The organism is Pseudoduganella sp. jia 12 (assembly GCF_055502675.1).
Genome location: NZ_JBUXKP010000002.1, coordinates 1 through 25,064, shown reverse-complemented (window position 1 = coordinate 25,064; position 25,064 = coordinate 1). Strand labels below are relative to the sequence as shown.

General features: G+C 64.7%; 25 protein-coding genes. 7 read left to right on the top strand and 18 right to left on the bottom strand.

From position 1 onward, the window contains the following. Positions 1-122 precede the first annotated feature (122 nt). On the top strand, positions 123-563 hold the full coding sequence (locus tag ACY65G_RS03275) for a hypothetical protein (RefSeq protein ID WP_464995928.1): 441 nt from the start codon (positions 123-125) through the stop codon (positions 561-563). Positions 564-637: 74 nt separating this feature from the next. On the opposite strand, the gene ACY65G_RS03270 is transcribed toward ACY65G_RS03275, so the two are convergent. Further along, positions 638-814, bottom strand: a complete 177-nt coding sequence (locus ACY65G_RS03270) for a hypothetical protein (RefSeq protein WP_464995927.1) — start codon at positions 812-814, stop codon at positions 638-640. Beyond that, on the bottom strand, positions 811-1,980 hold the full coding sequence (locus tag ACY65G_RS03265) for a PepSY-associated TM helix domain-containing protein (protein ID WP_464995926.1): 1,170 nt from the start codon (positions 1,978-1,980) through the stop codon (positions 811-813). Before ACY65G_RS03265 ends, ACY65G_RS03270 begins: the two co-directional genes overlap by 4 nt. A 104-nt stretch (positions 1,981-2,084) precedes the next feature. Here ACY65G_RS03265 and ACY65G_RS03260 point away from each other — a divergent pair, with 104 nt between their 5' ends. The 6 genes from ACY65G_RS03260 to prsT all read left to right on the top strand — a co-directional run bounded on the left by ACY65G_RS03260 (position 2,085) and on the right by prsT (position 9,277). After that, a complete protein-coding gene (locus tag ACY65G_RS03260; protein ID WP_464995925.1) occupies positions 2,085-4,271 on the top strand; it encodes a TonB-dependent receptor in 2,187 nt (728 codons plus the stop codon). Positions 4,272-4,331: 60 nt separating this feature from the next. Next, complete coding sequence (locus ACY65G_RS03255) at positions 4,332-5,600, top strand: alpha/beta hydrolase (protein WP_464995924.1); 1,269 nt, start codon at positions 4,332-4,334, stop codon at positions 5,598-5,600. A 9-nt stretch (positions 5,601-5,609) separates the two neighbouring features. Beyond that, positions 5,610-6,008 (top strand): Hpt domain-containing protein, encoded by a 399-nt coding sequence (locus ACY65G_RS03250; RefSeq protein WP_464995923.1) that lies wholly within the window; start codon positions 5,610-5,612, stop codon positions 6,006-6,008. A gap of 353 nt (positions 6,009-6,361) precedes the next feature. After that, entirely contained in the window at positions 6,362-6,850 is a 489-nt protein-coding gene (locus ACY65G_RS03245) for an SEL1-like repeat protein (protein ID WP_464995922.1), read from the top strand. A 192-nt stretch (positions 6,851-7,042) separates the two neighbouring features. Then, the gene (locus ACY65G_RS03240) at positions 7,043-7,705 is read left to right on the top strand and encodes a LuxR C-terminal-related transcriptional regulator (protein ID WP_464995921.1); all 663 of its coding nucleotides are present in this window, start codon (positions 7,043-7,045) and stop codon (positions 7,703-7,705) included. A 93-nt stretch (positions 7,706-7,798) separates the two neighbouring features. Next, positions 7,799-9,277: an XrtA/PEP-CTERM system TPR-repeat protein PrsT gene (prsT, locus tag ACY65G_RS03235; RefSeq protein ID WP_464995920.1), complete on the top strand. Its 1,479-nt coding sequence runs from the start codon at positions 7,799-7,801 to the stop codon at positions 9,275-9,277. A 366-nt stretch (positions 9,278-9,643) separates the two neighbouring features. Here prsT and ACY65G_RS03230 read toward each other — a convergent pair whose 3' ends face one another. The 16 genes from ACY65G_RS03230 to ACY65G_RS03155 all read right to left on the bottom strand — a co-directional run bounded on the left by ACY65G_RS03230 (position 9,644) and on the right by ACY65G_RS03155 (position 24,816). Beyond that, positions 9,644-9,808 carry a hypothetical protein gene (locus tag ACY65G_RS03230; RefSeq protein ID WP_464995919.1) on the bottom strand — a complete coding sequence of 55 codons (165 nt, stop codon included), beginning with the start codon at positions 9,806-9,808 and terminating at the stop codon, positions 9,644-9,646. Between the two features lie 476 nt (positions 9,809-10,284). Next, positions 10,285-10,641: a hypothetical protein gene (locus tag ACY65G_RS03225; RefSeq protein WP_464995918.1), complete on the bottom strand. Its 357-nt coding sequence runs from the start codon at positions 10,639-10,641 to the stop codon at positions 10,285-10,287. Then, a complete protein-coding gene (locus ACY65G_RS03220) occupies positions 10,638-11,099 on the bottom strand; it encodes a glycoside hydrolase family 24 protein (RefSeq protein WP_464995917.1) in 462 nt (153 codons plus the stop codon). Before ACY65G_RS03220 ends, ACY65G_RS03225 begins: the two co-directional genes overlap by 4 nt. After that, the gene (locus ACY65G_RS03215) at positions 11,099-11,524 is read right to left on the bottom strand and encodes a hypothetical protein (RefSeq protein ID WP_464995916.1); all 426 of its coding nucleotides are present in this window, start codon (positions 11,522-11,524) and stop codon (positions 11,099-11,101) included. The genes ACY65G_RS03220 and ACY65G_RS03215 overlap by 1 nt, the downstream gene beginning before the upstream one ends. A 305-nt stretch (positions 11,525-11,829) precedes the next feature. Next, a complete protein-coding gene (locus ACY65G_RS03210; RefSeq protein ID WP_464995915.1) occupies positions 11,830-13,056 on the bottom strand; it encodes a hypothetical protein in 1,227 nt (408 codons plus the stop codon). Next, positions 13,044-13,979, bottom strand: a complete 936-nt coding sequence (locus ACY65G_RS03205; RefSeq protein ID WP_464995914.1) for a hypothetical protein — start codon at positions 13,977-13,979, stop codon at positions 13,044-13,046. The genes ACY65G_RS03210 and ACY65G_RS03205 overlap by 13 nt, the downstream gene beginning before the upstream one ends. After that, positions 13,976-19,765 (bottom strand): phage tail length tape measure family protein, encoded by a 5,790-nt coding sequence (locus ACY65G_RS03200; protein WP_464995913.1) that lies wholly within the window; start codon positions 19,763-19,765, stop codon positions 13,976-13,978. The genes ACY65G_RS03205 and ACY65G_RS03200 overlap by 4 nt, the downstream gene beginning before the upstream one ends. Before the next feature lie 35 nt (positions 19,766-19,800). Continuing rightward, on the bottom strand, positions 19,801-20,088 hold the full coding sequence (locus ACY65G_RS03195; protein ID WP_464995912.1) for a DUF1799 domain-containing protein: 288 nt from the start codon (positions 20,086-20,088) through the stop codon (positions 19,801-19,803). Positions 20,089-20,105: 17 nt separating this feature from the next. Continuing rightward, positions 20,106-20,522, bottom strand: coding sequence for a phage tail assembly chaperone (locus tag ACY65G_RS03190; RefSeq protein WP_464995911.1), 417 nt, complete (start codon positions 20,520-20,522; stop codon positions 20,106-20,108). Between the two features lie 87 nt (positions 20,523-20,609). Then, on the bottom strand, positions 20,610-21,254 hold the full coding sequence (locus ACY65G_RS03185) for a phage tail protein (protein WP_464995910.1): 645 nt from the start codon (positions 21,252-21,254) through the stop codon (positions 20,610-20,612). 84 nt (positions 21,255-21,338) lie between these two features. Beyond that, on the bottom strand, positions 21,339-21,695 hold the full coding sequence (locus ACY65G_RS03180; protein WP_464995909.1) for a DUF3168 domain-containing protein: 357 nt from the start codon (positions 21,693-21,695) through the stop codon (positions 21,339-21,341). Continuing rightward, a complete protein-coding gene (locus tag ACY65G_RS03175; RefSeq protein ID WP_464995908.1) occupies positions 21,692-22,156 on the bottom strand; it encodes a hypothetical protein in 465 nt (154 codons plus the stop codon). The genes ACY65G_RS03180 and ACY65G_RS03175 overlap by 4 nt, the downstream gene beginning before the upstream one ends. After that, complete coding sequence (locus ACY65G_RS03170) at positions 22,153-22,461, bottom strand: phage head closure protein (RefSeq protein ID WP_464995907.1); 309 nt, start codon at positions 22,459-22,461, stop codon at positions 22,153-22,155. Before ACY65G_RS03170 ends, ACY65G_RS03175 begins: the two co-directional genes overlap by 4 nt. 3 nt (positions 22,462-22,464) lie before the next feature. Further along, complete coding sequence (locus tag ACY65G_RS03165) at positions 22,465-23,028, bottom strand: head-tail connector protein (protein ID WP_464995906.1); 564 nt, start codon at positions 23,026-23,028, stop codon at positions 22,465-22,467. Between the two features lie 2 nt (positions 23,029-23,030). After that, positions 23,031-23,519, bottom strand: coding sequence for a hypothetical protein (locus ACY65G_RS03160; RefSeq protein ID WP_464995905.1), 489 nt, complete (start codon positions 23,517-23,519; stop codon positions 23,031-23,033). A 49-nt stretch (positions 23,520-23,568) separates the two neighbouring features. Continuing rightward, on the bottom strand, positions 23,569-24,816 hold the full coding sequence (locus ACY65G_RS03155; RefSeq protein ID WP_464995904.1) for a phage major capsid protein: 1,248 nt from the start codon (positions 24,814-24,816) through the stop codon (positions 23,569-23,571). Positions 24,817-25,064 lie beyond the last annotated feature (248 nt).

The window sequence follows — 25,064 nt, the reverse complement described above, 5'->3', positions numbered from 1 at the left end:
GACTTGCCCGCGCTTCGGACTATGCTGAAGTGATCGAGGGCTTGGCCAGCGGGAGGACTATGCGGCAACAGGAATCCGGGAACGCTGGATCGACGCCCAGTGCCCAGGCACGGGCGGATCCGGTGCCCGACGAACGCACGGCCTTCGTGGCGATCGTACGGGCCCGGCGGCTTGCCGCGGCCCAGGCCGCGGACGCCTTGCGCCGGCGCGACAGTGCGCTGACGCTGCTGAGCGTGATTGCCAGCGCCGTGGCAACGGTGCTGACGGCCGGCCCGGCGATGGGCGGGCCGGAGCTGACCCGGGCACTGGGATCGGCCGGCCCGGACACCCCGAGCTGGCGGATCCTGTGCGGCGTGGCCAGTATCTGCTCGCTGCTGGCGGCCGTGGCCACGAACCTGCACCGCCAGCACGACGTGACGAGCCGGCTGGCGCGCTGCCAGGCGGGCGCGGCGCGGCTGGAGGCGCTGGAATTGCAGGTCGCGTTCCAGGGAACGCCGCTCGCCGACGCCACGGCCGAATATGGCAGGATCATCGGCGAATTGCCGCATGTGGACCAGCACTGAGGCCGAACGCGGACGCTGAAGACCGCAAGCGCCAGCGTGCAGCGTGCGCACGCGGTGTGGGCCGGATGTGCGGCTCAGCGCCCCTGCTTGCGCAGGCTGTGCCAGATCCCCAGCAGCACGGGCAAGCCCAGAGCGACGCCCGAGACGGCGTCCCACATGCCGTCGCCAAGCAAGGCGGCAACCAGGCCGATCGCGGTAAGGACGCCCAGCAAGATCGGTACGCCCCACAGGCGCAGAAAGGCGGGGCTCATCGCGCGTCTCCCCGGGCCAGCGCCGGCACGCCGGCCCCTTCCGCTGTCGCCTCCTGTTCGTCCGTTGCGCGGACGGGAACCGGAACGCCCCGCTTGAGCCACAGGTACAGCCCGCTGCCGAGCACGAAGATCGTCAGCACGTCCAGCACGGCCCACAGGAACTGCAGCACCGGCCCGCCGTAGTCGCCGAAGTGCAGCGGTTGCGAAACGAGCAGCGCGGTGAGGTACCAGGGCAGGTCGCGGCTATCCGTCACTTCGGTCGTCTGGGCATCGATCAGCACCGGCTTGTACAGGCGCGAGGTGAGCGGCGCGTCGCCGTGCATGAACACGCCATAGTGGTGTTCGCTCGTGTACGGCGTGCCTGGAAACGCGATGAAGCCCACCTTCATGCCCGGCTCCAGTGCCTGGGCCCGTTTCACGGAAGCCTCGACCGACCCGAACTGGCTGATCGGAGGCGCGTTCTTGTACGGCGCCACCATGTCCGCCATCTCGGTCGATTGCCAGTACTTCAGCATCAGGTCGGCCCATGTGTTGATCATGCCGGTGCCGCCAACGACGAACAGCCAGGTCAGCGTGACGATGCCGAGCAGGTTATGCAGGTCGAGCCACTTGGTGCGGTTGGTGCGGGCACGACGTACGGTGCCGAACTCCAGCTTGCGCATGAACGGTGCATACAGGACCACACCGGACACGATCGCCACCAGCAGCAGCAAGCCCATCAGGCCTAGGAACAGCTTGCCCCACAGGCCGGCATACAGGTCCACGTGCAGGTGGAACATCACCGACATGAAGCTGCCTTCGAATTGCGGCGTGGGCAGCACCTCGGCCGTGCGGGCGTCGACCGCGGTCGCCTTGTAGTTCTCGTCGGTGCCATGGTCGCCCAGGGTGAGGTGCCACAGGTTCGGCTCATCCGCTTCCTGGAATGCGTACATCATCTTCTTGCCGGGATAGGCCGCCATGCCGGCGGCCACGATGGCATCCATGCTGGCTTTGGGCGCGCCCGCTGGCATGGGCCTGGCCTCGACTTCGGTGCCGAGCAAGTGACCGATTTCATGGTGGTAGATCAGCGGCAGCCCGGTAATACAGAGCAGCAGCATGAAGACGGTGCAGACCAGGCTGCTCCATTTGTGGATCCAGGCCCAGCGGCGGATGGCGACAGGTGTCATGGGAGGACGGAGAATGCGGCAAAAAGGAGGAACATTCGGGAATGATAATGCAAACTGTTCGCATTTACCATAATATCGGGATTTCCTGTTGACGATTGCATGCCATGTTCAAGCCAGCTCCACGATTGACTCCCCTCGCCTGTGCCGCCGCCCTGCTCGCAATCGGTGCCGCCCATGCCCAGGACAGCGTACCGGCCGATCGCCCGGCGATCCAGACGGTCGTCGTCAGCGCATCGGCCGATGCGTCCGCCGCCGGCCTGTCGAAGTCCTATTCCGGCGGCCAGGTAGCACGCGGCGGACGCCTCGGCCTGCTCGGCAATGTCGACATGATGGATGCGCCGTTCAACGCCACCAGTTATACGCAGCAGTTGATCCAGGACCAGCAAACGCGCAGCGTGGCCGACGTGCTGCAGAACGATCCGGGCGTGCGGGTAACGCGCGGCTTCGGCAATTACCAGGAGATGTACATGATCCGCGGCTTTGCCGCCAACTCGGACGACCTTGCCTACAACGGCCTGTATGGCATCCTGCCGCGCCAGTACGTGGCGACCGAGCTGCTCGAGCGGGTCGAGGTGTTTCGCGGCGCGAACGCGTTCCTGAACGGCGCCGCACCGGGTGGCGGCGGCATCGGCGGCTCGATCAACCTGCTGCCGAAACGTGCCGGCAATGCGCCGGTGACGGCACTGTCGGCCGGCATCGAAACAGGTGGCCAGCGCCATGCCGCCTTCGACATCGGCCGCCGGTTCGGACCGGACAACCGGGCAGGCATCCGCTTCAATGCGGTACGCCGCGACGGCGACACGGCGATTGAGGGCGAAGGCCGCGAACTCTCGCTGGCCAGCGTGGGAGTCGACTGGAACGGCGGACACTATCGCCTTTCCGCCGATGCCGGCTACCAGGACCATCGCCTGGCTGCCCCGCGCCCGAGCGTGCGGGTCGGCGCCGGCGTGCCGCTCCCCACGGCACCCGGCGGCGATCGCAATTTTGCGCAATCGTGGACGCACTCCGACGAACGCGACACGTTCGGCACGCTGCGCGGCGAACTCGACCTGGCGCCCGGCGCCGTGGCCTGGGCCGCGTTCGGCGCCCGTTCAGGCAACGAATCGAACGTCTTGGCGAATCCCACGGTGACCGCGGCGGATGGCGGGGGCACCGTCTACCGGTTCGACAACGAACGCGAAGACACGGTGCGCACCGGCGAAGTCGGCATGCGCGCGGCACTGCGCACCGGCGGCGTGGGTCACAGCATCAGCGCGACGGCGACCGGCTTCCACAGCGACTCGCGCAATGCCTACGCGATGAGCGACTTCGGCGCAGGCGTGCTGCGCACGAACGTCTACACACCGGTGGCAGTGGCGGAACCCGCGGCAACGTACCTTGTTGGCGGCAGGCTGGACGCCCCACTGACGACCAGCAAGTCGATCCTGTCGAGCTACGCGGTGGCGGACACGCTGGCGCTGGCCGACGACCGCGTATTGCTCACGGTCGGCGTGCGGCACCAGCGCATCAAGGACTACAGCTACGACTACAACACCGGCGCGCAGAGTGCCGCGTATGACATGAGCCGCAACACCCCCGCGGCCGCGATCGTGTTCAAGCCGGTCAGGCATGTTTCGTTGTATGCAAACTATATCGAAGGCTTGCAGAAGGGCTTGACCGCGAGTGGCGCCGGCGTGACCAATGTGGGTGAAACGTTCGCGCCAACCGTGTCGCGCCAGAGGGAGATCGGCGCGAAGATCGATACCGGCCGTTTCGGCTTCAATGCGGCCCTGTTTACGACCGGGCAGCCACTGGCCGCCGTCGTGGATGGCATATACGGCCCCAGCGGTGAACAGCGCAACCGTGGCCTGGAATTCTCCGTTTTCGGCCAGCCGCTGCGCGGCCTGCGCGTGCTCGGTGGCCTGACCCTGCTCGATGCGGAGCAGCGCCGCACGACTGGCGGCCTGAGCGACGGCAACGAGCCGATCGGCGTGCCCCGCACGCAGCTGAACCTGAACGCGGACTGGGACGTGCCGGGTGTGACGGGACTGGCGGTGGATGGCCGCGTGGCCTACACGTCGCGGCAATTCCTCGATGCCGCCAACCTGCAACGGGTGCCGTCGTGGACCCGCGCCGATATCGGGATCCGGTATCTCACGCGTATCGGCGAGCGGGCGCTAACGCTGCGGGCGCGCATCGATAACGTATTCGATCGGAACTATTGGGCGTCGGCTGGCGGTGCCTCCGGCTCGGGCTACTTGGTGCTGGGCGCGCCACGCACGCTGGCGGTGTCCGGCACGCTTGACTTCTGACTGGACTTGCAATGCGGCCTGTGGTGAGATACGTCCTACCGCAGCACGGAGCCAGACCGCATGGACGTCCTTACCACCGCATTGACCGCCGCGATCGCCGATGGAGGTACTGGCGCCGCGTACGAGATGCTGAAGTCGCGCCTGACCGGCAAATCGCCACGCGTGGACGAGGCCATCGCCGACCTCGAGCAGGATCCCGGTTCCCTGTCACGCCAGTTCGCTGTGTCCGATGCGCTGGCTGCGGCCGGCCTGGCCGGCGACCGCTACCTGCGCGCCGCCGCGCGCAATCTGGTCGAGGAAGTGGACCGGCGCCGTGCGCTGCGCGCCGCGCCCGGGTCGGGGGACCAGCCTAACTACGCCGTGCTGCAGGTATTCTTTGCCACCGACCGGCAGGCGACCGGCGACCGGCACCCGGCACGCCAGTTCGGCGCGGCCCGGGGTGAGCTCAGCTATGGCAGTTGCGAGGTCAGCATCCCGCACAGCGGCCACGAAGACGGTGCCGTGCTGCCGACATTGCTGCGCCTGCAGGCCCGCCCCGATCCGGATGGCCATGCGATGCTGCTGCGATCCGATGTCGTGCCGCGCGAACAGTACTTCGCCATGCTGGCCGACAGCATCGGCAAGGCTGCCGGCGGCGCATTGCTGTTCGTGCCCGGCTACCGCACGAGCTTCGAGGATGCGGCACGGCGCACGGCGCAGATCGCGCAAGGGCTGCAATTTTCCGGCGTACCCGTGTTCTACAGCTGGCCATCGCAAGGCCGGCTGTCCGGCTACATGGTCGACGAAACCAATGTCGAGTGGGCGCAGCCGCGGCTGTCGGCATTCCTGATCGAATTCATCGAGCAGGCGGCGCCAGGCGAGGTGCTGCTGCTGGGGCACGGCATGGGTGCGCGGGCGCTGGCGGGTGCGGCCGTTGCCGCGCTTGCCGCCCGCCCCGGCCTGGCACCGCGCTTGCGACAGATCATCCTGGCCGCGCCGGATATCGACGCCGGCGCATTCCAGCGCGACATCGCGCCGGCCCTGGCGGCGGCGGGAGCCGCCGTCACGCTGTATGCATCGTCCGAGGATGATGCGTTGCGGGCGGCCCACCGCACGCGTGCTTTTCCACGTGCCGGCGATGGCGGCGCGGCACTGGTGCCGGTTGCCGGCGTGCAGACAATCGACGCCAGCGCCGTCGATACCAGTTTTACGGGCGCGCCGCGAACGGCACCGGGTCACTCGGTATTGGCCGATATCCGGCAGCTGATTGCCGGGCAGCCGGCAGCCGGGCGCCCCGGCTTGCAGGCTGTCGATGCGTCTGTTGGCCGCCATTGGTCAATCAATGATTAGGAGAATGCCATGACGGCATATGCAAGTGCCTTCGACGATGCCATTTTCTCCGTCGACGACCTGGCCGATCGGATGGGCGGCGATGCGCGTGCCGAGGCAATGGTGGTGCGCCGCGTACGCGAATGCATCGGCAACGGCATCGATCCGCTGAACCTGGCCGGCGAAGCGGTGCAGCAGGCCCGCTTCATGGAAGCACGGCGCATCCTGCACAACCTGCGCAACGACATCAGCGAACTGGGTGCAAGCCGCTTCATCGGCGCATGCCTGGCGCTCGAGCTGGCACTGGCCGAAGGCCGCGTTGTCGAGATACCGCTGCTGTTCACGGCCGCTGAGACGGAACTGCGGCTTGTCATGGAGCATGCGGGGATCTGGCTGGACCAGCATGCCGGTCGAGCCGCGCAACGCTAGTCTGTCGTTCGCAACGCCGGCCCTGGGTAACTGAGCTGCAGCTGCGGGCCGGCCTCATATCGGCGTTCAAGTAGCGAGCTGGACTATACTAACGTCTCGTTACAATTGTTACCGTCGCTGCGCGACGCGCCTCTGCTTTTCCGTAAAGACAACATGCTAAGATCGACATCGATCCAGCATTGATTGCTGATCGGAAGCCCGGCCCTACGATGCTTCCCCACGGTGTCCGTGCGCCTTGCTCGACAGTTCGGCAGTATCATTGGCACCGTTTCAATCGCGACACGCAAAATCGACACACACACTGCGCCATGCACGGCACGCAGTGCGGACCTGGATAAGGCAAGAAAAAAAACATGGAATTATTCAACAAGTCGGGAGCGTTGATCGCGTCGGCCCTGGTCATGGTCGGGGCCTTGATTGCGTGCCAAGCCAAGGAAGAGTCAGTCCCTCCAGCCGCCGTGGTCGAAGCCGTGGCACAGCGCTTGAGTGCCCATGGTGGTGCTGCCGCTGAACGGCGCCTGCGCGAATGGGCCGAACAGGGCTCGGTGGTCGCCAAGCGCGAACTCGGCATGCTGTATCAGAACAAGACGCCGCGCCGCGGCGAAGCGATGCGGCTGTTTGAGGAAGCGGCACGCGCGGGCGATGCGGAATCGGCTTTCCAGCTGGCCGAAATGTATCGCCGCGCCGCCGACGGCACCCGCAACGAGCCGGACAAGGCCTGGCCTCTGTACGCGCAGGCGGCCGTACACAGGCACCCGAAGGCGACGTTGCGCCTGGCGTCACTGGCAAGGGACGGTAGCGAGGAGGCCGCACGATGGCTTGCCGCCTCGGGGATCAAGTGACGTGCCGCATGGCGTCTATCGCCAATGGCAGAGGGCGGCGGTACCCGGATGCGTTACAGTAGACGCGCCAGGCCTGCTGGCCGGGGTGTTTAACGCCTTTAACATCACTTAACTTGCCTTCTCCACATTGCAGTTCCATCATGGACGCATGAGAAGCAACAGCCGTTTGCTGTTGCGGAACAGGAGAAAGAAATGCAAGCCAATCAGCCTTCCGTCCATATCTTGCACGCCGATGCCGTCGTGGCGGCCGGCATTCATGCATTGCTCGCCGAGCGCGGCGAGTTCCACCTGACCATGCACGAACGCCAGCCGCAGGGCCAGGCCCATGCCCGCGTCATCATTGCCGATTACGATAGCGGTATCATGCTGGCCAGGCAGTTGGCGCCGGACCGTTTCGGCGCCGCTCCACGCGTATTGATCATGACGCAGCTCGACAAGGAATGGCAGGTGCGCACGGCGATGGACAGCGGCGTGCATGGCTACCTGCTGCAGTGCTGCGAAGCCGACGAGCTGGTGCGCGCGGTCCAGCAGTTGAGCCAGGGAATGCGATACATGGCCGAAGCCGTCACACGCTGCGTTGCGGACAGCCTGAGCCGGGAATCACTGACAGGCCGGGAAACCGACGTGCTGCAGTTGCTCGCCAGGGGCTGCTGCAATAAATCGATTGCGCGGGAACTGGGCATTGGCGTGGGGACCGTCAAGACGCACGTCAAAGGCTTGATGAGCAAGCTCGAAGCCACGGCACGCACGCACGCGGTCGTCGTCGCCGCCCAGCGCGGCCTGATCGGTAGCGGAAGCCGCATTGCCGCAACATTGCCGGGACGCCCGCAGCGTTCCGGTACCTCAATGCAATAACCATGTTCATTTCGGCAGGCTTCGTTGAGGGCGATCAACGAGCCTTTCCGGTAATTTCCTACGCTGGCATTTCAGCCTGCAATGGAGACCGTCATGCCGAATCGCTTTCTCATCGCCCCCACCCGTTCAACACGTATCCGCAAGGCCGTCACCGCCCTGCCCCTGCTGCTGGCGCTCGGCGCCTGCAGCCGCCCGTTGCCCGCGGACGAACTCATGGCCGATGCGCGCCGCTTCCGTGACCAGGGCGATCCGAAGGCGGCCATCATCCAGCTCAAGAACGTTGTGCAGCAACAGCCGGAACATGCGCCGGCGCGGCTGATGCTGGGGCAAATGTACCTGGACACCGGCGACATGGCATCGGCCGAGAAGGAATTGCGGCGGGCCCGCGACCTGGGGGCGCAAGCCGATGCCGTGCAGCCCGCGCTCGGCAAGTCGCTGCTGTCGCAGGGGCAGTTCCAACGCCTGCTGGACGAATTTCCGGAAGATCAAGGCAACGCGCACGTGTTGACCTTGCGGGCCCAGGCATTGCTTGGCCTGAACCGGCTGGATGAGGCCCGGTTGCATTTCGAACGTGCCCTGCATCTGAAACCGAACCTCTCTGACGCGACACTCGGCCTGGCGAAACTCGCGCTCATCGGAGAAAAGACCGATCAGGCCAGGCACCTGGTGGAACAGGCAATCGTGCAAAATCCGGACAGCATCGACTCGCTGCGCCTGAAGGGCGACCTGCAGCGTGCCGGCAATGACACTGCAGCCGCGCGCAAGACCTATGAACGTATCCTGGAGGTCAAACCGAACAATGTGCAGGCCTACCTCGACCTGGCCAACCTGGCGATCCAGGAAGATCGGCTCGATGATGCACGCCAACAAATCAAGCTGGCCCGCAAGGCGCAGCCGAAGAACCTGTTGATTGCTTATTCGCAGGCCCTGCTCGATTTTCGCGAGAAGCGCTACAAGTCCGCCCTGGAACAGGTTCAGCAGGTTTTGCGCGCGGCACCCGAGCATATGCCAAGCGTGCTGCTGGCTGGCGCCGTATCGGTGCTGACGGGATCGGATACCCGGGCCGAGCAGCATCTGAACCAGTTTTTGCTGGCAAATCCCAACCATGCGTACGCGACAAAGTTGCTGGCAACGGTTGCGCTGCGAGGTGGCAAGCGGGATGACGCGCTCAAGATGATGCGCACCGCGCTGAAGGGGGCGCCGAACGATGCCGATCTGCTGGCGCTGGCCGGCGAGGCGGAGATGCAGGCCCATAACTTCACACAGTCGGCGGCCTACTTCGAAAAGGCCAGCGAATTGAAGCCGGAGCGCTCGGATCTGCGGCTCGGTCACGGCCTCAGCCTGCTGCAGAAGGGCGACAGTTCGAAGGCGATCACCGAACTGGAACGCGCGGTCGAAGGAGGCAGCGGCCCCGAGCGTGCGAGCACGCTGCTGGTGTTGAGCCACTTACGCGACAAGCAGTTCGACAAGGCACTGGCCGTGGTCGATGGGCTGATCAACAAGCGCAACAGCGCACGGTTGCAGAACCTGCATGCTTGCGTCGTTTCCGCCGAGGACGAAATATCTATTTGAATCAGGTAGTTAGCAAAGGCGGCTCATGGCCGACCGATACTGTATATTTGGCATCTGCCAAATATCCTCGATGGCGCCATCCCGTGTCACGCTGTGCTATCGTTGTCACAACCTCTATGGATACGCTGTGCATCATGATTCCAGACCGTCGCCGAAACCATGTGCATGCTGCCGTTATCGAGGCAGCAATCCGCTTTGCAGGTGACGGCCGACTGCAACGCGCACCTCAGCTTCTTCGTGACGAGGGCGTCGCTTTCTGTGTAGCGAACCGCGTGCTTTCCCCGCTGGGACAACGGCGGCGCCATCCAGATGATCCAACGGCCCTGTTCGACCACGATGTGGAGTGCCAGTCGGCAGGCATGCTGATCAGTTGGCGTTGACCATCCTGTCGAGCGCCCGCTCGATTGCATCCCAGTGCTCGTCGAAAAAGCACGCACGAAACGGCGGAGCATGTGTCGCGTCTAGCTCTTGCGCCAAGTTGCTCAGCGCATCGCCTCCAGCCTCTATCGTCATACGCTCTGACTTTTCCATGTGACCTCCTACACGCAGGGTAGGCTCTCTTGGGCGACGACGGTTGATCCGCGTCAAATGCCAAGCAGCTTAGAAAATGCGAGGTGCCGTGATTCTGGATATGACCACGTTACCTAAACGCGCAATTTGTCGACGTTTGATTGTGTATAGTGTAAGACTGTGATGTCCAATTACTAAGGCCTTTAATGCTACGCGTCAATTTTACCCTCGCTGGAATTATCGACGCTGCCATAGTTATCAGAGACATTCTAGGCATTGCGCATGCGGAGAAGATGCTGACTGATGCAGGCGTTTCTCAAGCGACCATCGTTAGAGTTCTATCCGGCCAGGAAGCTGACCGAAGAGGCCTGTACGACGGAGCGTAAGGTTCCCGCTATTATTCGTCTCTTCCGTGCCCAGCCAGTGCAGCCGCCCTGCACACGTTGTATTGCCCAGCCACCTGGACGAGCTTCGTCGTCGTGGTACCGAACGACGGATCATTCAGCGGCGTCAGCTTCGGGCACGCCGCGATCACCAGCGGGTCCGGCCCGACCGGTGATGGCCTCGTTGATGTTGCGCAGCTGGCCAGCGTCATGCACACAATCGCGATAGACAGGGTTGTCGCGCACGATCGTTTCGACGCGTCCCTGCACGGTGGTGTTGCGCACCACGATTTTTGCGATGGCATCTGCTGCCCCTTCCATTGCGAGTTTGCGAGTGTCGTCAGCGACCTGCTTGGCCTTCGCCTGGCTAGCGATCTCGGCGTCGCGGCCGACAGTCGTGCCGTACCAGAAGCCGCCGGCCGTGCCAGCCACGCACAGCAGCACGGCGGCCATGAGCGCCTGGATGTTCATGCCGCCAGCTTCCCGCCGAAGCGCACGAACTGCTTGCGCAGCATGTCGATCGAGTGTTCGGGCTGGTCATAGCCGGCGCCTGGGAACGAGGCCCAGCGGCTGGAGCAGCGTGCGATCGCCATGTCGAACCGGCCAGTTTCCACGTCCAGCAGCGCGCGGCACTCGCGGATCAACTGGATCGCCCATTTGTCCTGCGACTCGGGGCCGAAGTCCGGCAACGCCAGGTGCTTCTGATAGTACGGCCAGAATCGGCCCATGAACTGGTACCGCCCGGCCGCGTCACTGTTGAGCGCCTTGCAGCGGATCATGGGGTGCATGGAATACGAGCGGAACAGGATCGGCTTCGCGGGCGTGGAGCCCACGCACACGTTGTAACCCCGGTCGCTCTTTTCCATGAGCTTGTCGCCCAGCTCGCTCCAGGCGATCGTGTCGAGGAATGCTTTCAGGTTCGGGCTCATCACAGGTTGTCCTTCACGGTTTTGAAAGTGGTTGCCGCATCGATGGCCAGCTCGCCCAGGTCCTTGCCGCGCCGGCGCTCGAGCCACAGCACCAGGCCGCCGAGCAGCCACCACGCCGGCAGCGCGGCGATGACGAGAAACGGGGCCGCGGCCACGAGCAAGCCGGCCAGCTGGTCGCCACCGTACATCGCGCCAACCTCGCGCGCCGACGCGAAGTAAGTCGGGTACCAGGAGTGCGCAGCGATCGCCAGTAGCGGGCCGAACGTGAAGGAGCTGATGAGCGCGCATGTGAATCGAACGGCGGCCTCGCGCGCGCTGCGTGGCCACATCAGGGCAAAGCCGATTGCCGTCGCCAGTGCCGAAGCAATGACGGTCGCGCCGAAAAATTTGATAGCCGCGGCAATGCCGCCGGTCTCGAGACTCATGGGGTGAGCTTTCATAGATAGGAATGAAAAAGCCACCCGGAGGTGGCCTTGGTTGATACGGAAATTGGGGGCGTGTTATTGCGGATCGACCGGCGCCGGATCGATCGGCGGCTCTTCCGGAGGTGGCAGGTAGATTCGCCAGGTGCAGTCAACCTGCGGCGCGTACCAGTCAGCAAAGCACGCAGAGCCGCAAATCATGTTCACGCGCTCACCAGCTGCGTTTAGCAGCTCTATGCGGTCGATCACCGGCTCGTCACCGGTGCAGGGGTATGGTGGGGGTGCTACTGGGGGCATTTCGTTCTCCTCTATCGAATGACGCGCAGGATGCCGGGAGCACCGGCGGAAGCGTTGGACGTAGTAGTACCTGCTTGCGATGGGCTGCTCTCGCTCGCCCCGCCACCGCCCGCCCCGTACCCGACCGCAGCTATGGCGCTTTCACCATTGGAGCGACCGACACCCCCTCGACCAAGCTGTGACTGCGCCCCGTTGCCGCCCTTTTTAGGGAAGGAGACCGTCGGCTGGCCGTAGTAATCCCAGACCGCCGCATCATCACCAATCTGCCCAGGAGTATTAAAGTCGCCACCTGTAGCCGTACCGCCTGCGCGTGAGGCATTCACCTTTCCCCCGCCTGCGGTGATCGATCCGAATCCTGGCACGGTAAATGTAGAATCGCCACCATCGGTACCGTTGTTGTTCGTGCTGGTCGTGCCGAGTCCCGCTGCGCCCTGCGTGTACGTGCACACCGTGCCGAGCGGCACGCCCCTGAACGTCTTCTCGACGTAGCCGCCTGCCGATCCGCCAAGCAGCTGCCTACCGCCCGACCCAGGCCCCTGCAGGACGATCTTGAAATCTTCGGCGTCGGTCACCCACGTGCCGCCGGCCGTCATGTTCGTTTCAGTGAACACAACGCCACGGCCCTCCGGACCGCGAGCGCCACGCGCGCCGGTCACCGAGATAATCCAGTTGGCGACGGTGCCGGAACCCTCGAACGTCGACACGGCAATCGCTAGGCTCGTGCCGTTGTAGCCGGCCACGGTTCCGTAGATAGCGTTTGCCGGATTGCTCGCGCTCACGGCCTTGACGTCCACGCCTGGCGTGAACTGCTTGCCGCCCGGTACCACAAACAACTTCGAGCCGCCGCCGATAGTGTTCGACGTCGTGCTGGTGGCCGTCAGGCCCGTGGCACTGCTCGCCGCCGCCGCCGCACTGGTAGCAGCGGCCGTTGCACTACCCTCTGCTGCCGTTGCACTGTCCGCTGCTTCGCCTGCTTTTGTGCTGGCGGTGTTGCGGTACCCCAGCGCTTGCCCGGCGCTGCCGTTCGCCGCTGTCGCACTTCCAGCTGCGGCGCCGGCGCTATTGAACGCATCCAGCGCGTTCGCGTAGACGTTCTGCGCCAATGCCATGAACTGCGCCACGGAGGCGATCATCCACGTGATGAAGGCATCGACCTGCTCCCGAAAAAGGCTTCGGTTCCCGCGCTGCGGCGCCGGCGTTGGCGGCGGAGTAATTTCCGGTGGGGTTACAGCTGCCATTGGATGATTCCTTGTACGTTGATTGAAAGCTGGCACTTGCCAGGCGCCACGTCGTAGACGAGGTCGCCAGAGCCCAGGCCCAGTTGCCGCAGACCGCCATACTCGATGGACGAGCTGCCCTTCCAGACGCAGGGGATGCCAAGGTGCTGCTGCAGGGTCTTGCGCACCATCTCGGCCTCCGAAACGTCCAGCAGTCCGCTCATTTGCAGATCGGTGGTGTTGCGCCGGTCGTTGATCTGGGTGACCCCGAACTTGTTGGTTTCGATGGTTGCGTATGTCAGCGGCGATACCTTCGGCTGGCTGAGCGTCCGGGCGAGCGACAGCTCGTCACCGACCACGAAGGCCGCACACCGCACCTGGCCAGAGGCCTTCGTGAGCGTTACGGTGACTTCGGCCTTGTAGTACTGCTCGACGTCGGTCAGGGTGAAGTCGGTCTCTGGCTTGAACGGATCCCAGAAATACTCGTCGTAGTCAGCAGGCTCCGAGCCCTCCAGTACGTGCACGATGTCCTTGATGATTTCGCCGCCGGGTCGGTCACGGATCACCACATGGATTTCATCGGCGTCCAGGCCAAACCACTCGGCCGTGCTGAAGAATCCTGGCTGGACGACATACGTAAAGGGCGAGTCCGCGACCGTCTGACTGCCCATGTCGTTATCGAACATCGCCCAGGCGTTCGCGGGCCCCACCTCGACCCACCAGGGCGTACTGCCAGCGAGGTTCTCGGCAGCCGCAGGATCGTGCCCCACGTTGCCGGCGCGGACGCTTTCGTAGATCCGGTGCGTAACGTCACTTCGACACAGAATCCCCACGGCGTAGGTGGTGACCGGATTGAAGGGATCGACCGTCTCCACGGCCGTCGTGCTTTTCAGCATTGCTTCCGTAATGGCGATCGGCCGCAAGATCGTAATCATCGCCGTCATGTTTTTACCTCCACTCGAATGAAACTGCCGCCCTGGGAAAGGCGGTCCAGCAGCCGCTGGGTGGCGCGCGCGCTTTCGGCCTGCTGCGCGGCCACACTGCGCAACATCGCTACCTCGGTCTTCAGTGCCCGCACTTCCTCGGCCACTTGCGCGCTATCCGCGGCAGGGGCACGAAGGCGATCCATCAGCTCACGGTTATCTGCCGCCGGGATGATCCGCTCGCCCTTGTGGATGAGTGCCGGCATATCGGTTGGCACGTAGTTCGTGCCCACCGCGAAGGGATGCAGCTTCTTGTATTCCTCGCTGGCCAGGAAGCCCGCGCGGATTGCCTCCCAGCTCTGCCCAGCCGCTCGTGCGCTTTCCCAGGCATCGACACCGGCCGCATCGCCAGCGCGGCCGAGTAGCTCCTGATACAGCGATTGGATCTTCGCCTCGTCCGACCCTGCGATCGAGCCTGAGACATTGGCACCGGTGGCAGCCTGGCCCTGCCAGTACGCAACCTCGCTTTGGTTGGCATCGCGGCCCAGGTGCTGCTGGTAAGCGGCCTGCGCCTGCGAGGCGGCTGCGGCGACCGGGTTCTGCATCGCCGCGGCGATGGCAGCCGACAGCCCGGCCAGCGCGACAGGGATCGCTACCACACCCTTGTTGACGCCGTTCAGCACATCGAGCTGGCTCTGCGCCAGCTCCAGCATGCCGTCCAGACGCTTCACCTCGGCGTCGTAGCGTTTCTCTTCCTGCGAGGTCTGCTCGTTCAGCGCGGCGAGCTGTCGCTCGTCAACCGACAACTGCACGTCGGCCAGCCCGGCCAAGGCTGCGATCTCATTGCTGGTGCGATACAGGTCGCGCTGATAATCAACATACGACGAGAAGCCGCCGGCAGAATCCTCACGCAGCGTGTCGAGCGCCACCTTCAGAGAGTCTGCGTCCGGCAGAATGCCGCCGGCACGGGCGATGGCCAGCGCCGCCGAGATTTCAGCCTGCGCCGTCTTGCGAGCGGCTGCAGGATTGGCCACTTCGGTCGCATCGAGCGCGCCACGCAACGAATCGGCCAGTGACTTGATCTTGCCGATCGATTCCGTGACGGCGTCCGTTTGCGCCTGCAGCGCTTTCAACGCCACATCGTGCGCATCCTGCAGTGCGGTCTTTTCCGCCGCCACCGATCGCGATACCAGCTCGAATGCCGACGTCACGTTCTGCTTGAGCGCGTCGGCACTTGCACGCAATGCAGCAGCCGCAGCTTCCGCTGCCGTCTTCTCGTCCTGCAGGGCATAGATCCGCTCTTGCAGCGGCCGGTTCGATTCATCCAGCGCAGTCAGCTCGATTGCGCGCTGAGCCGCCAGGGCGCCAACAGCATTGCCCTGCAGTTCCATCAACTGCATCTCGAGGCCACCGCGTTCGTCTGCGATCGCCGCGGCCCTCTCAGCGGCATCCTCTGCCGCTTTGCTGGCGGCATCCGCAACCGCGGCGAAAGCGTCGGACAGGCCCATCAGCGCCGCGTACTGCTTGGCGCCCGCCTCCGTCGACACGTTCAGGCCCAGTACGAGCGCCTTGAACTGGTCTTTCGTCGTCACCGATGCCAGCCCCATCGCGGCCAGCTGCTCCGCGACGTACTTCTGCACCGGTGCCAGGCGCTCGGCCTCGGTGAGGAAGTTGTCCGCGAAGGACGATGCCTGCTCGGTCAGCGCGTCGATGCCGCCGGCGAGCCCGATCAGCCGCTCGCGCGCGGCCAGGCTGCCCAGGCCAACGGCGCCGAACTGCATGCCCAAGGATTCGAGCGCGGCGTCCACCAGGCCATAATTCGAGGCCAGGCGAATGACGGTCTCTGCATAGCCCTCCCCCACCTGCCGGAACGACTCCAGCTCGGGGAATACGGCCGAGGCCATGTCGTCCGTGGCTTTCGAGATCACTGCGCTGATCGCCGCGGTCAGGTCGTCACCGGTCAAGCCCTTGAGCGACACCTTCGTCATCTCGATCGACAGCGAGTCGAGCACCTTCGTGACGTGATCAGCGCCGACGCCCATGCCGATGGCGGCGGCCTCCAGCGCCTTCTCGACGTTGGTGAAGACCAGGCCGAACTGGTTCGCGAGTTCGTCGCTCAGGCCGGCCACCTCGACGCTGTTGCTCGTTTTCTTGGACAGGCCGAAGAATTTCTTCTTCGTTGTATCGACACTGGCGTACTGCTCGAACCCGATGCCCTGCTCCAGGTCGCGCACACTGCCGCCAAACTGCAGGCCCGAGTCGACGATGGTCTTCGTCGTCTTGCCGAAGATCGCCTTCGTGATCGAATCGCCGATACCGATGTTGGCCCAGTCGAACAGCGCGCGGTTCAGGTGCGTGACGACGTTGCCCACGGCCCCGGAGCCGTTGAGCGTGGTGCCCGTGGCGATGCCGAGGTTCTCGCCTTCGACCAGGCCAGGGACGCGCACGACGAGGTTCGTCAGGCCCGTCATCGAGGCCTCGATCGCGCGCAGGGCGTCCAGCATGCCCTTGTTGATCGGAATGAGGCTGTCGGAGTTCTGCTCCAGTGCTTCCAGCGATGCCGCGATCGAATCCGACTGCGCCTTCGAATCGCCGAACACGCTGCCGGTGCCCTGCTGCTTCTGCATGTCCGCCGCAGACATCCCGCCGCCGCCAGCCGAGCCACCGATACCGCCGATGGCAACGCCCAGGCCTGCCACGATTGCTGCCATGGCTGCCATGCGACCGAACGCGGTGTACGGATCACCGGTGCCTTGCGTCAGGACAGCGCTGATACCTTTCGGCACCAGCTCAGCCACAGTTGCCGCCAACTCGGCAGCATGGAACACCTGAGAGGCCGTCTGCAGTGCCTTGTAGCCACGACTCTGCTCACCGAAGAAGCCGGCGGCCGCCATCGTCATGTCGCCATACCCGCGCAGACGGTCTTGCGTCTGGCGCTTGTTCAGTGCGGTAATGTCCTCCAAGTACTTCTTCTCGCTACCGCCATTCAGCAGCTCCAGGGCAGCATTGCCGCGCTGCTTATCAATCTCAGCCTGCTGAATGCCGAAACTTTCAAGGGCGGTCGTCAAGGCCACAAGGGAATTGCCTGCGCCGCCGAATGCGTCGCGCAGAGCATCACCGAACGCTTTCGGCTTCGAGGGGTCGAGGAAGCTCTCCAAATCCTTGGCAGCCTGGGCCACGCTTTGCAGCTCCGCCCCATTCAGCTTGGCGCCGGCCAAGGCTCGCAGCTCCTCCGCCTGCTTCCTGTACATGCCCGACAGCGTGCCCGACAAGTCCAAGCCATCCGCAATAGCGGCATTCTGCTCAGCCGTTGCAGCACTGTCCATCAGACGAGCGGCGGCGATCTCTGCCAAGTCCTGCGCCGTCTTTCCGATGCTCTCGTTATAGTCGAGCTGGGCAGTCAACTGCCCCGTGATCGAATCGCGCGCGCCGGCAGCCCGATCGATGGTGTCAGCATAGTTCTGCGCTGCAGTGCGGCCACGCTTGACCTCCAGCTCGTTAAGCTGGTTTTCGGTCTGCATCCGGCGCGTAGCGATGCTCTCGTCGAGCACAGCGATGCGGCCGCGCAGCTCGATCTGCTCCCGCCCGCTGTCCTTCTTCCCGGCCGTCAGGCGCAGTTCGTCGTGCAGGCGCTTCCTCTCCCGCTCGGACGCGGCGATATCCAGCGTTTCCAGCGCCTGGATGTACTGCTCCTCCGCGACGATGCCGGAGGCGTGCTTCGATTCCAGCAGCATTCGCGAGCGCTTGGCCTGCTCCTCCTCGACGGCGCCACGACGTTGCAGGGCTGAGATCTGAAGGTCAACTGCATCGATGCCGCTGTTGGACGTGTTTTTCTTCCGAGCGGCGGCAACCATATCGCTGATCATTTGTTCGGTCGCCCCGGCTGCCTTGCCGAGATTGGTGATTCGCTCCTCTTCCTCTTTGAGCTTGGCTGTCGGAGTTTTGTACTGGTCTACGACAGTTTTCCAGCGCACGCCGGCCTCTTTAAGCGCCTGGTTTTTGGCTTCGGCATCGCCAATGCGCTTCATTCTCTCCTGCATATCTAGCAGGTCCTGCAACTGCTTTTTCCGCTCTGCTAGAGCCTTTGCCCCATCCGCCCCACTACCGAGGAAGGTATAGCGCGCGGCTTGAGCACGCGCCACGGCGCTTTGCGCTTTTTCAATTTGCTCGGCCAGGGTATCGCCCCGGAATGCGCCGACGAACATATCCCAGGCCTTCTTCATACCGCCAACGGATGCGCCCCATGCTGTTTCGAGCGCCCCCATGCTTGCCTTAACGCGGGCATTGCGCTGCTCTAAAGCATCAGCAAAGCTGGATTGCGCCAGCGCAGCAGCCTTCTCGTAGTCGCCCAGATCTTGTAAATCATTGATCTGCTGCGAAATCGCCAGGGACAGGTAGTTGAACTGCGCATCCAATTTCTGCGCGGCAGCCGATGGGTCTTTGCCGAGGTCAGCAAACGCCGCAGCAGTATCCGCGACAGCGATGCCGAGCAGCTTCTGCGAACCGATAGCGATCTTCGTGAACCGCTCCATGTCGGCGGCCGCGACGTTGCCTGCGCCGACCATGGTGACCAGTGCCTCAGCCGCCGCGGCCTGCGTGCCGCTTGCGTCGCTGATCTTGTCGGCCATTGTGGCCAGCTTGTCAGCAGTCAGGCCGGCCTGGTTGCCGCTCTTCGCCAGCGCCAGGATGTACGCGTCGGTCTCCTCGGTCGCATCGTGGTAGGCCACACCGCCCAGAGCGATGGCTGCCGCGAGTGCCGTGTATGGATTGATCAGCTTCCGCAGGTGCAGGCCCATTCCCTGCGCCGCTTCCTGTACGCCACCGAACATATCGACCAGCTGACCACCTTGCTGCAGCAGCACGGTAAGCGGAGCTTGGCCGCCCTGTAGGGATACCACGATGTCGGTGAATTGTGCCGGCACCCCGCGCAGCGCCGCGGCCGTCTGCCGGGCAGAGTTGCCGGCGTTGGTCAGGCCCGCCTCCTGCTCGCGCAGGCGCTGGATGAACGGCGCGGCCTGATCCGACACGCCCAGCTGCGCCGCGCGCAGCTCGAGCAGTTCAGCGCGCGTGCGGCCGATCGCTTCGGCCTGGCGCTCCAGATCGGCGACGAACGTGTCGCGGGTGTTCTGGGCCAGGGCCATTTCGCGCTGTGCCTGGGCCGTGGCCATGGCGGCGGACGTGACTTGCTCCTGTGCCTCGCGCTGCTCGCGCAGCTGGCGGATCAGGGGCTCTGCCGCCTCTGCCGCGCCGAGCTGCGCCGCACGGTACCGCAGCACCGCTTCCTGTGATTGGCCGTACAGGGCAACCTGCTCGCGCAGGCCTGCGACGAACTGCTCGCGGCCTGCCGCCGCCTGTGCGGCTTCGCGCTGCGCCTGTGCCTCTGCGCGCGCAGCTTGTGCGGCGCGCTCCTGGGCCACGCTGGACAGGCGTGCCGCTTCCGCCAGGCGCACCTGTGCTGCCTCGGCTTCGCGCAAGCCGGTCAAGCTTGGCGTGAGGCTATCCAGGCTCACACCCCGCAGGCGGGCCATTTCCTCGAAGTACTCGGCCGTTCCCTTCTTGCCGGCATTGAGCGCGGCAGTAGTGCGTTCGATTGACGACACCAGACTGCGCGCGGCGCTGTCCATGCGCGCGGCCGCAGCCGCGCCGCCGGCGCCCACGCTACCCAAAGCTTCAGCGCCCTGGGCGCCGAAGTTGCGGATAGCGCGACCGGTGCGCGTGGTGGCGGCCTCCACGCGCGCCAAACCGCTCTCAGCGCGGCTGGCATCCACCTCTACGCCTACGCGCGCAACGCCGATTTCGTTTTCCATGCGACCTCGAATAAAAAATGCCGCCTCGTGGGCGGCTACTTGCTGTTCATTGCGCTGAGCGCGGCGTATTCCATGACGCGCAGATCACTTTCCAGTGCGTCGTATTCGTCCGACAGGAGCTCCATCCGGTCCATGCGGTGGTACGCCACCATCATGTCCAGACCGTACGGACCACTCATCGCCACACGCCACTGCGTTTGCAGCGACTGGAAGAGCAGGAATGCCTGCTCGTTCTCCTCCCATACGTCGATCACCGTCGCCACGTCGTCGGGAGTGAGCCCCCATGCAGCCAGCTCTTCGGCGCTCGGAGGCTTCTCGTACATCGCGGCGGCGACGGCTTCTAGTTTTTTACGCGGGCCTCCGCGACGGCTTGCGCATAGGCGGCCGTGATGGCGGTCAGCGTGCCCGGGTATTCGTCTTCGAACTGCACCAGGTTCGCTTCGGTGAACTCGTCGTCCAGGTCCCAGCCTTCGGCGATCTTCAGCACGTGCTGCGCGCGGGCGGTGTCCAGGGTTGCGAAGTTTTCCGCCACGGTCACGCGCGGCGCGTCGGCCGGCGTCGATTCCTGCTCCTTCGCTGCCAGCGCTTCGGCCTCGGCCTTGGCCTTGGCGATGTTCTCGTCCACCAGCGCGGCGAACTCGCTGCGCGTACGGTATTTGTAGGTGATCTTCAGCGGCGCGGTGCCGCCCTCCAGCAGTACGACGTCGATGGTTTTCGTGAAGGTTTTTGGGTTGCCGCCGAGTTTCAGTTTTTTCATTTTGGGCTTTCAGGGGAATAAAAAGACCCGGCCGGAGCTACCGGCCAGGCGTGAAAACGCCCGCACGTGCGGGCGCCGGAGACACAGTTAGTTCGCGTAGCGAACCGGGCGGTTCTGCAGGGCGAAGCCTGCTTTCACCGACATCAGGTTGCCCTTCGTCATCGACGGCGTTTCGTCGAACGCGACCAGGGTGTTGTAGAGGATCACGCCACCCTGCGGCAGGTTTGCACGCAGGCCCGTGTTCGCACGGGTCAGCGCAGCGTTACGCAGCGCGATGTAACCAGGCAGCGTCGGGTCGTCGGCGATCGTCATCGCGATGGACTGGGCCGACGTGGTCGTCGGGATCTGCGAGTCGAAGTCCTGCTCGAGGAACGAGTAGGTCTGGTACTGCGGTTCGCCGCCGGAGCTGGTGTTTTCCAGCACCTGCGTGATCTGCTGCCACGTGTTGACCTTGCGAACGCTGCCCGTGCCGCTGCCGGCCGGGAACAGGTTGGTCAGCGTCGTGTCCAGACCTTCCAGCGTGATGTTGTTCGCGGTTGCTGCCTTCACGCGGAACAGGCGGCTATTCGCGCGCGACCAGCCGCTCGTGTATTCGACGATATCGCCCGGGGCGAGGGTGTTGGTAACGGACAGCACACTTTCGGCTGCATTGGTGGCCGCGGTGACGGACAGGACGGCGGCATAGGCCGTCGCCAGGGAGAACGTGGTGCCATTGGGCAGGGATACAGCCATGTTGGTTCCTTTCGGGCGAAAAAAAAGCTGCTCAGGGCAGCTGGGTTGTGCCCACGAAGGGCCGAAATTGGTACTGCAGGACCGTTACGTGTCGGTCCAGATCGAAAAGTGCTGGATGGTGCCGCGATAGCCGGTCGCCGCGTCGGCCGTCGTCATGACGCTGCCGAGTACGGTTGTGGCCAGCGCCGGCGCGGCGCGCAGCGTGCGCTCCACCTCGAGTGCGATCGCCTTGGCCTCGGCCCGCGTTTTCGACCAGACGTTCACCTGCAAGCGGGTGTTGCTTTTGCCGGGCATCGCGCCGTCCATGAAATTGACGGCATCGCCGCCCACGTCCTGGTGCGTGATGTACGGGGTTGCGGCCTCCTGCGGCGCGATGTCCGGGTACACGCGGTTGCCCGCGAGCCCCTTCAGCAGGGTGAAAATCAGTTCGTCCTGCGTCATGTCATGCCTCCGAATTCCGAGATCTTCGCGGCCATCGCCGCCAGCGCAGCCGCGCCGCCGTCCTGCTGCCGCGCGTAGAACGCGGCGCCCAGGAACGAATGGGCCGCCGCGTGCAGGGTGCCCATTTCAACCATGTGGCCGTACGGTGCCTTCTTTCTGTTCCAGCTGATGCGGTAGACCTTCAGCGTGTCGGTCGACTTCTCATCCGAAAACTTGCGGTAGATCGCGCCGCGCAGGCTGCCCGGCTCGAACCGATAGACCACACCGTTTTTCGTCGAATTGCGCCCGTAGAACAGGTGGGCCTTCTCCGATATCGGCGCGCGGACACGGGCCTCGTCGTAAATCACCTTTGCGAACGCTGCGGCGCCCTCGATCGCGACATACCCCTTCACGAAGTCGCCGAACTCCTCCAGCAGCGCAGGCAGGGCCTCTAGCTCGGACAGGTCGACAGAAAAGCTCATGGGACGCTCCTCACGCACATCAGCAGGGTTGTATCGCGCCCCTCCTCGAGGACTGCCTTGATCGCATAAGCGGTATCGCCGCGCAGCACGCGCATCGCCGCAGTGACGTCGGCGCGCCGCCAGATCCGGATGCGTGTCGTTACCTCCGATCGCTCGGCGCCGGCGGCAACGAACTCGCGGCCGCTGACGTCGCGGATGTCTGCCCACACGGCCGGGCCGATATCGGCCCAATCCGTGATCGGCTGGCCGTCAGGTGCCTGGCCTTCTGCCTGCCGCTGGATACGGATCTTGCTGTTCTTCGCCATGGGTCACCCGTAGACGGTGAGCGACGACAGCATGCGGCCCAGCTGCTCCACGGTCGGCGCGTGCAGCGGTGGGCAGTACTCCAGCTCGAGGCGCGCCAGAATGTACTGGCGGGCGGCAGCGGGCGTGGCTGCCGGCTCGGTGCCGTGGCCGGCCGTACATTCGATCCGCACCGCGCGGCGCCGCACCGCTGTCGCTGGCCAGCTGCCGGCCACCGGTGCCAGAAACGAGCGGTACCGCTCCACGACCACCTCGTAGGCAGCAGGGGGCAGCACCTGCTCGGCACCGGTGCCGTCGACGTACGTCACCGACTGCGCCGCGCGGGCCGGGTGCGGAAGCCGGATGGTTGGCTCGCTGCCAGGGCACTGCGGGAACTCGTCCAGCGTGACCCGCCAGCCGGACTCCATCAGGCAGTGGCCGGTTTCGTGCTCGACCTCGGCAATTAAGCCTCGCAACGACAGATCGAGCTGCGTGTCCAGTCCGTCATTTGCCGTTGCGCGGATCTTCTCTCGGGCGTCGTTGATCGAGACCGCCAGCACGGCGGCTGGCGTCGTGCAAACAGCTGCCATGGTCAAGCCTTCAGCGATTCGGCGTAGGCGACGGCTGCCGGATGCGTGTCAATCACGTCGCCCAGCTTTTCGACCTGGTCGGGGTCGATGTCGATCACGTCGTCGGGCGCGCCCAGATTGCAGAACGCGAGAACGCGGGCGCGCACGGTGCGGGGCGCGATTGGCGGGGCTGGGTCGATAGCAGCGGCGCTGGCCAGATCCGCCGGTTGCTCGACGTCAGGTTCGGCAGTTACGCTACTGGCCACATCGACTGGCGGGGCGGCAGCCTCCTCGAGTGCCGCTGGCTGATCACCGACTGGCTCCGCTGCGATAGTGTTGTCGGTCGGCGGGGCCGATTCGCCAATGGTCGAATCGGTCACAGCGACGTCGCCCTTCAGGGCAGTCGCGCCAGTGGCCGCTTGCTCCGCGTCGGAGGGGCCGGCTGTCGGGACAATAGCCTGCTCAACGACGGCAGCCGCGCTGGTAGTACTGGTTTTTGCTGCTTTTCCCATATCAGGTCATTCCTTTCATTGCGGCCGGTTGCCCGACCGCAGCTGATCATCAGGTGGCCGAGTTCTGGAAGTACTTGATCGCGCCACCGACATCGACCAGGTTCGCGCCGGAGCGGCAGAAGGCGACGAAACCAACCTGGCCAGCCTCGGTGTACTTCGAGTCGGTCATGCGGAACAGCGTGACGTCCATCACGTCGCGGATCAGGTACTTGCTGAAATCGCCGAAGAGGACCGACTTCGCGTTTGCCGCCATCGAAGCCATGTGCTGGTTGATCACGATCTCGCGGCCCAGCAGGCGGTCCGGAGCGCCGCCCGGATTGCCCTGCTCGTAGCCCGGCACGAAGATCGGACGGCCATTTGCGTCCTTGATTTTGCGCAGAGCCTTGAGCGTGTCGTCGTGCATCATCCAGCGGCCGGACGGACGGTAGAACGGATCGACAGAGTGTTCCAGGTCCACCAGATCGTCGTAGGCCACGGTGACCGTGGAGCCGGTCGCGCCGATCTTGCCGGCGGATGCTGCCGTCACCATGCCACGCGGCTGGCCGGTGCCCGTGCCCCCCGTGTGGTGGCGGTTCTGGATACGGCCCAGGCGCAGGCGCAGCACGGTCTGGATGTATTCCTCGATGTTGAACATCGAGTCCTGCAGCAGCTCGAACGGCAGTGCGATCGATTTGGACGTGTACTTATACACGTCCATCGAGGCCTGGCCGAACGTAGTATCGGCGTTGCCACCCTGCTGGTTCTGGCCGACGATCGCGCCTTCCTCCTGCGTCGAATCAGCGGTCGGGAACAACATCTGCGCGCCGGTCGAGGTGCGGATGCCGGTGGCCACGCTGCGCACGGCAAACATCGCACGCATAGCCTCGTACAGGGTGCGGCTGAATTCGGTCGCGACCGTGTAGCCGCCCTCGGTCCCGTTGGTGGTCGACATGGCGCCACGGATGTCGGGGTTGACGCGGTTGTTCATGGCGGTACGCTGTTCCGCCGTCAGCGCGCCCAGGCCGCCGCTCAGCATCGCGCGCAGCGCGGTGGATTCGTCGGTCTGGCCCCCGCGATCGCGCATTGCTGCATTCAGCGCGGCTTCGTGCTCGGCGCCGGGGTTGTCGCCGGCCAGCTGTGCCAGGCGCTGTTCACGGGCGATCTCGTTGTCGATCGCCTCGACTTCGGCCAGGAAGCCGTCCAGCTGCGCGGCCTCGGCGGCCGGCATGCGCTGGTTCGCCGGGTATTTGTTGTTCAGGTCCTGCGCCTTCTTGGCAGCGGCAGCGCGCTGTTCGCGCAGTTGTGCGAGTTTCGACATGAATTTTCCTCAGGGTTTGGTCCGCTCTCGCGGCCGGTGGGACGAAAAAAAGCCGCCTCGGTGGGCGGCTGGTTGTTGGCGCGAGAGCGCGATTACTGCTGCAGGCGGGCCAGCATGGCGATTCGCTGCTGCTGGCGGGCCCGGTGTTCGTCGGTGGCGATATCTTCGATACCGGGGGTGTTGTTCTCGATCTTCGGCGCCTTGGCATAGGCGCTCATGTTCCACGCTGCCTCCGCCTTCGTGCCAGC

Coding starts and splice junctions, on each gene's coding strand:
- ACY65G_RS03165 (WP_464995906.1), bottom strand. CDS start 23,028: ATGGCAGCTGTTTGCACGACGCCAGCCGCCGTGCTGGCGGTCTCGATC.
- ACY65G_RS03250 (WP_464995923.1), top strand. CDS start 5,610: ATGACGGCATATGCAAGTGCCTTCGACGATGCCATTTTCTCCGTCGAC.
- ACY65G_RS03210 (WP_464995915.1), bottom strand. CDS start 13,056: ATGGCAGCTGTAACCCCACCGGAAATTACTCCGCCGCCAACGCCGGCG.
- ACY65G_RS03205 (WP_464995914.1), bottom strand. CDS start 13,979: ATGACGGCGATGATTACGATCTTGCGGCCGATCGCCATTACGGAAGCA.
- ACY65G_RS03245 (WP_464995922.1), top strand. CDS start 6,362: ATGGAATTATTCAACAAGTCGGGAGCGTTGATCGCGTCGGCCCTGGTC.
- ACY65G_RS03155 (WP_464995904.1), bottom strand. CDS start 24,816: ATGTCGAAACTCGCACAACTGCGCGAACAGCGCGCTGCCGCTGCCAAG.
- ACY65G_RS03270 (WP_464995927.1), bottom strand. CDS start 814: ATGAGCCCCGCCTTTCTGCGCCTGTGGGGCGTACCGATCTTGCTGGGC.
- ACY65G_RS03190 (WP_464995911.1), bottom strand. CDS start 20,522: ATGAAAAAACTGAAACTCGGCGGCAACCCAAAAACCTTCACGAAAACC.
- ACY65G_RS03230 (WP_464995919.1), bottom strand. CDS start 9,808: ATGGAAAAGTCAGAGCGTATGACGATAGAGGCTGGAGGCGATGCGCTG.
- ACY65G_RS03185 (WP_464995910.1), bottom strand. CDS start 21,254: ATGGCTGTATCCCTGCCCAATGGCACCACGTTCTCCCTGGCGACGGCC.
- ACY65G_RS03255 (WP_464995924.1), top strand. CDS start 4,332: ATGGACGTCCTTACCACCGCATTGACCGCCGCGATCGCCGATGGAGGT.
- ACY65G_RS03180 (WP_464995909.1), bottom strand. CDS start 21,695: ATGACGCAGGACGAACTGATTTTCACCCTGCTGAAGGGGCTCGCGGGC.
- ACY65G_RS03200 (WP_464995913.1), bottom strand. CDS start 19,765: ATGGAAAACGAAATCGGCGTTGCGCGCGTAGGCGTAGAGGTGGATGCC.
- ACY65G_RS03215 (WP_464995916.1), bottom strand. CDS start 11,524: ATGAGTCTCGAGACCGGCGGCATTGCCGCGGCTATCAAATTTTTCGGC.
- ACY65G_RS03160 (WP_464995905.1), bottom strand. CDS start 23,519: ATGGGAAAAGCAGCAAAAACCAGTACTACCAGCGCGGCTGCCGTCGTT.
- prsT (WP_464995920.1), top strand. CDS start 7,799: ATGCCGAATCGCTTTCTCATCGCCCCCACCCGTTCAACACGTATCCGC.
- ACY65G_RS03175 (WP_464995908.1), bottom strand. CDS start 22,156: ATGAGCTTTTCTGTCGACCTGTCCGAGCTAGAGGCCCTGCCTGCGCTG.
- ACY65G_RS03225 (WP_464995918.1), bottom strand. CDS start 10,641: ATGAACATCCAGGCGCTCATGGCCGCCGTGCTGCTGTGCGTGGCTGGC.
- ACY65G_RS03265 (WP_464995926.1), bottom strand. CDS start 1,980: ATGACACCTGTCGCCATCCGCCGCTGGGCCTGGATCCACAAATGGAGC.
- ACY65G_RS03240 (WP_464995921.1), top strand. CDS start 7,043: ATGCAAGCCAATCAGCCTTCCGTCCATATCTTGCACGCCGATGCCGTC.
- ACY65G_RS03170 (WP_464995907.1), bottom strand. CDS start 22,461: ATGGCGAAGAACAGCAAGATCCGTATCCAGCGGCAGGCAGAAGGCCAG.
- ACY65G_RS03195 (WP_464995912.1), bottom strand. CDS start 20,088: ATGTACGAGAAGCCTCCGAGCGCCGAAGAGCTGGCTGCATGGGGGCTC.
- ACY65G_RS03220 (WP_464995917.1), bottom strand. CDS start 11,099: ATGAGCCCGAACCTGAAAGCATTCCTCGACACGATCGCCTGGAGCGAG.
- ACY65G_RS03260 (WP_464995925.1), top strand. CDS start 2,085: ATGTTCAAGCCAGCTCCACGATTGACTCCCCTCGCCTGTGCCGCCGCC.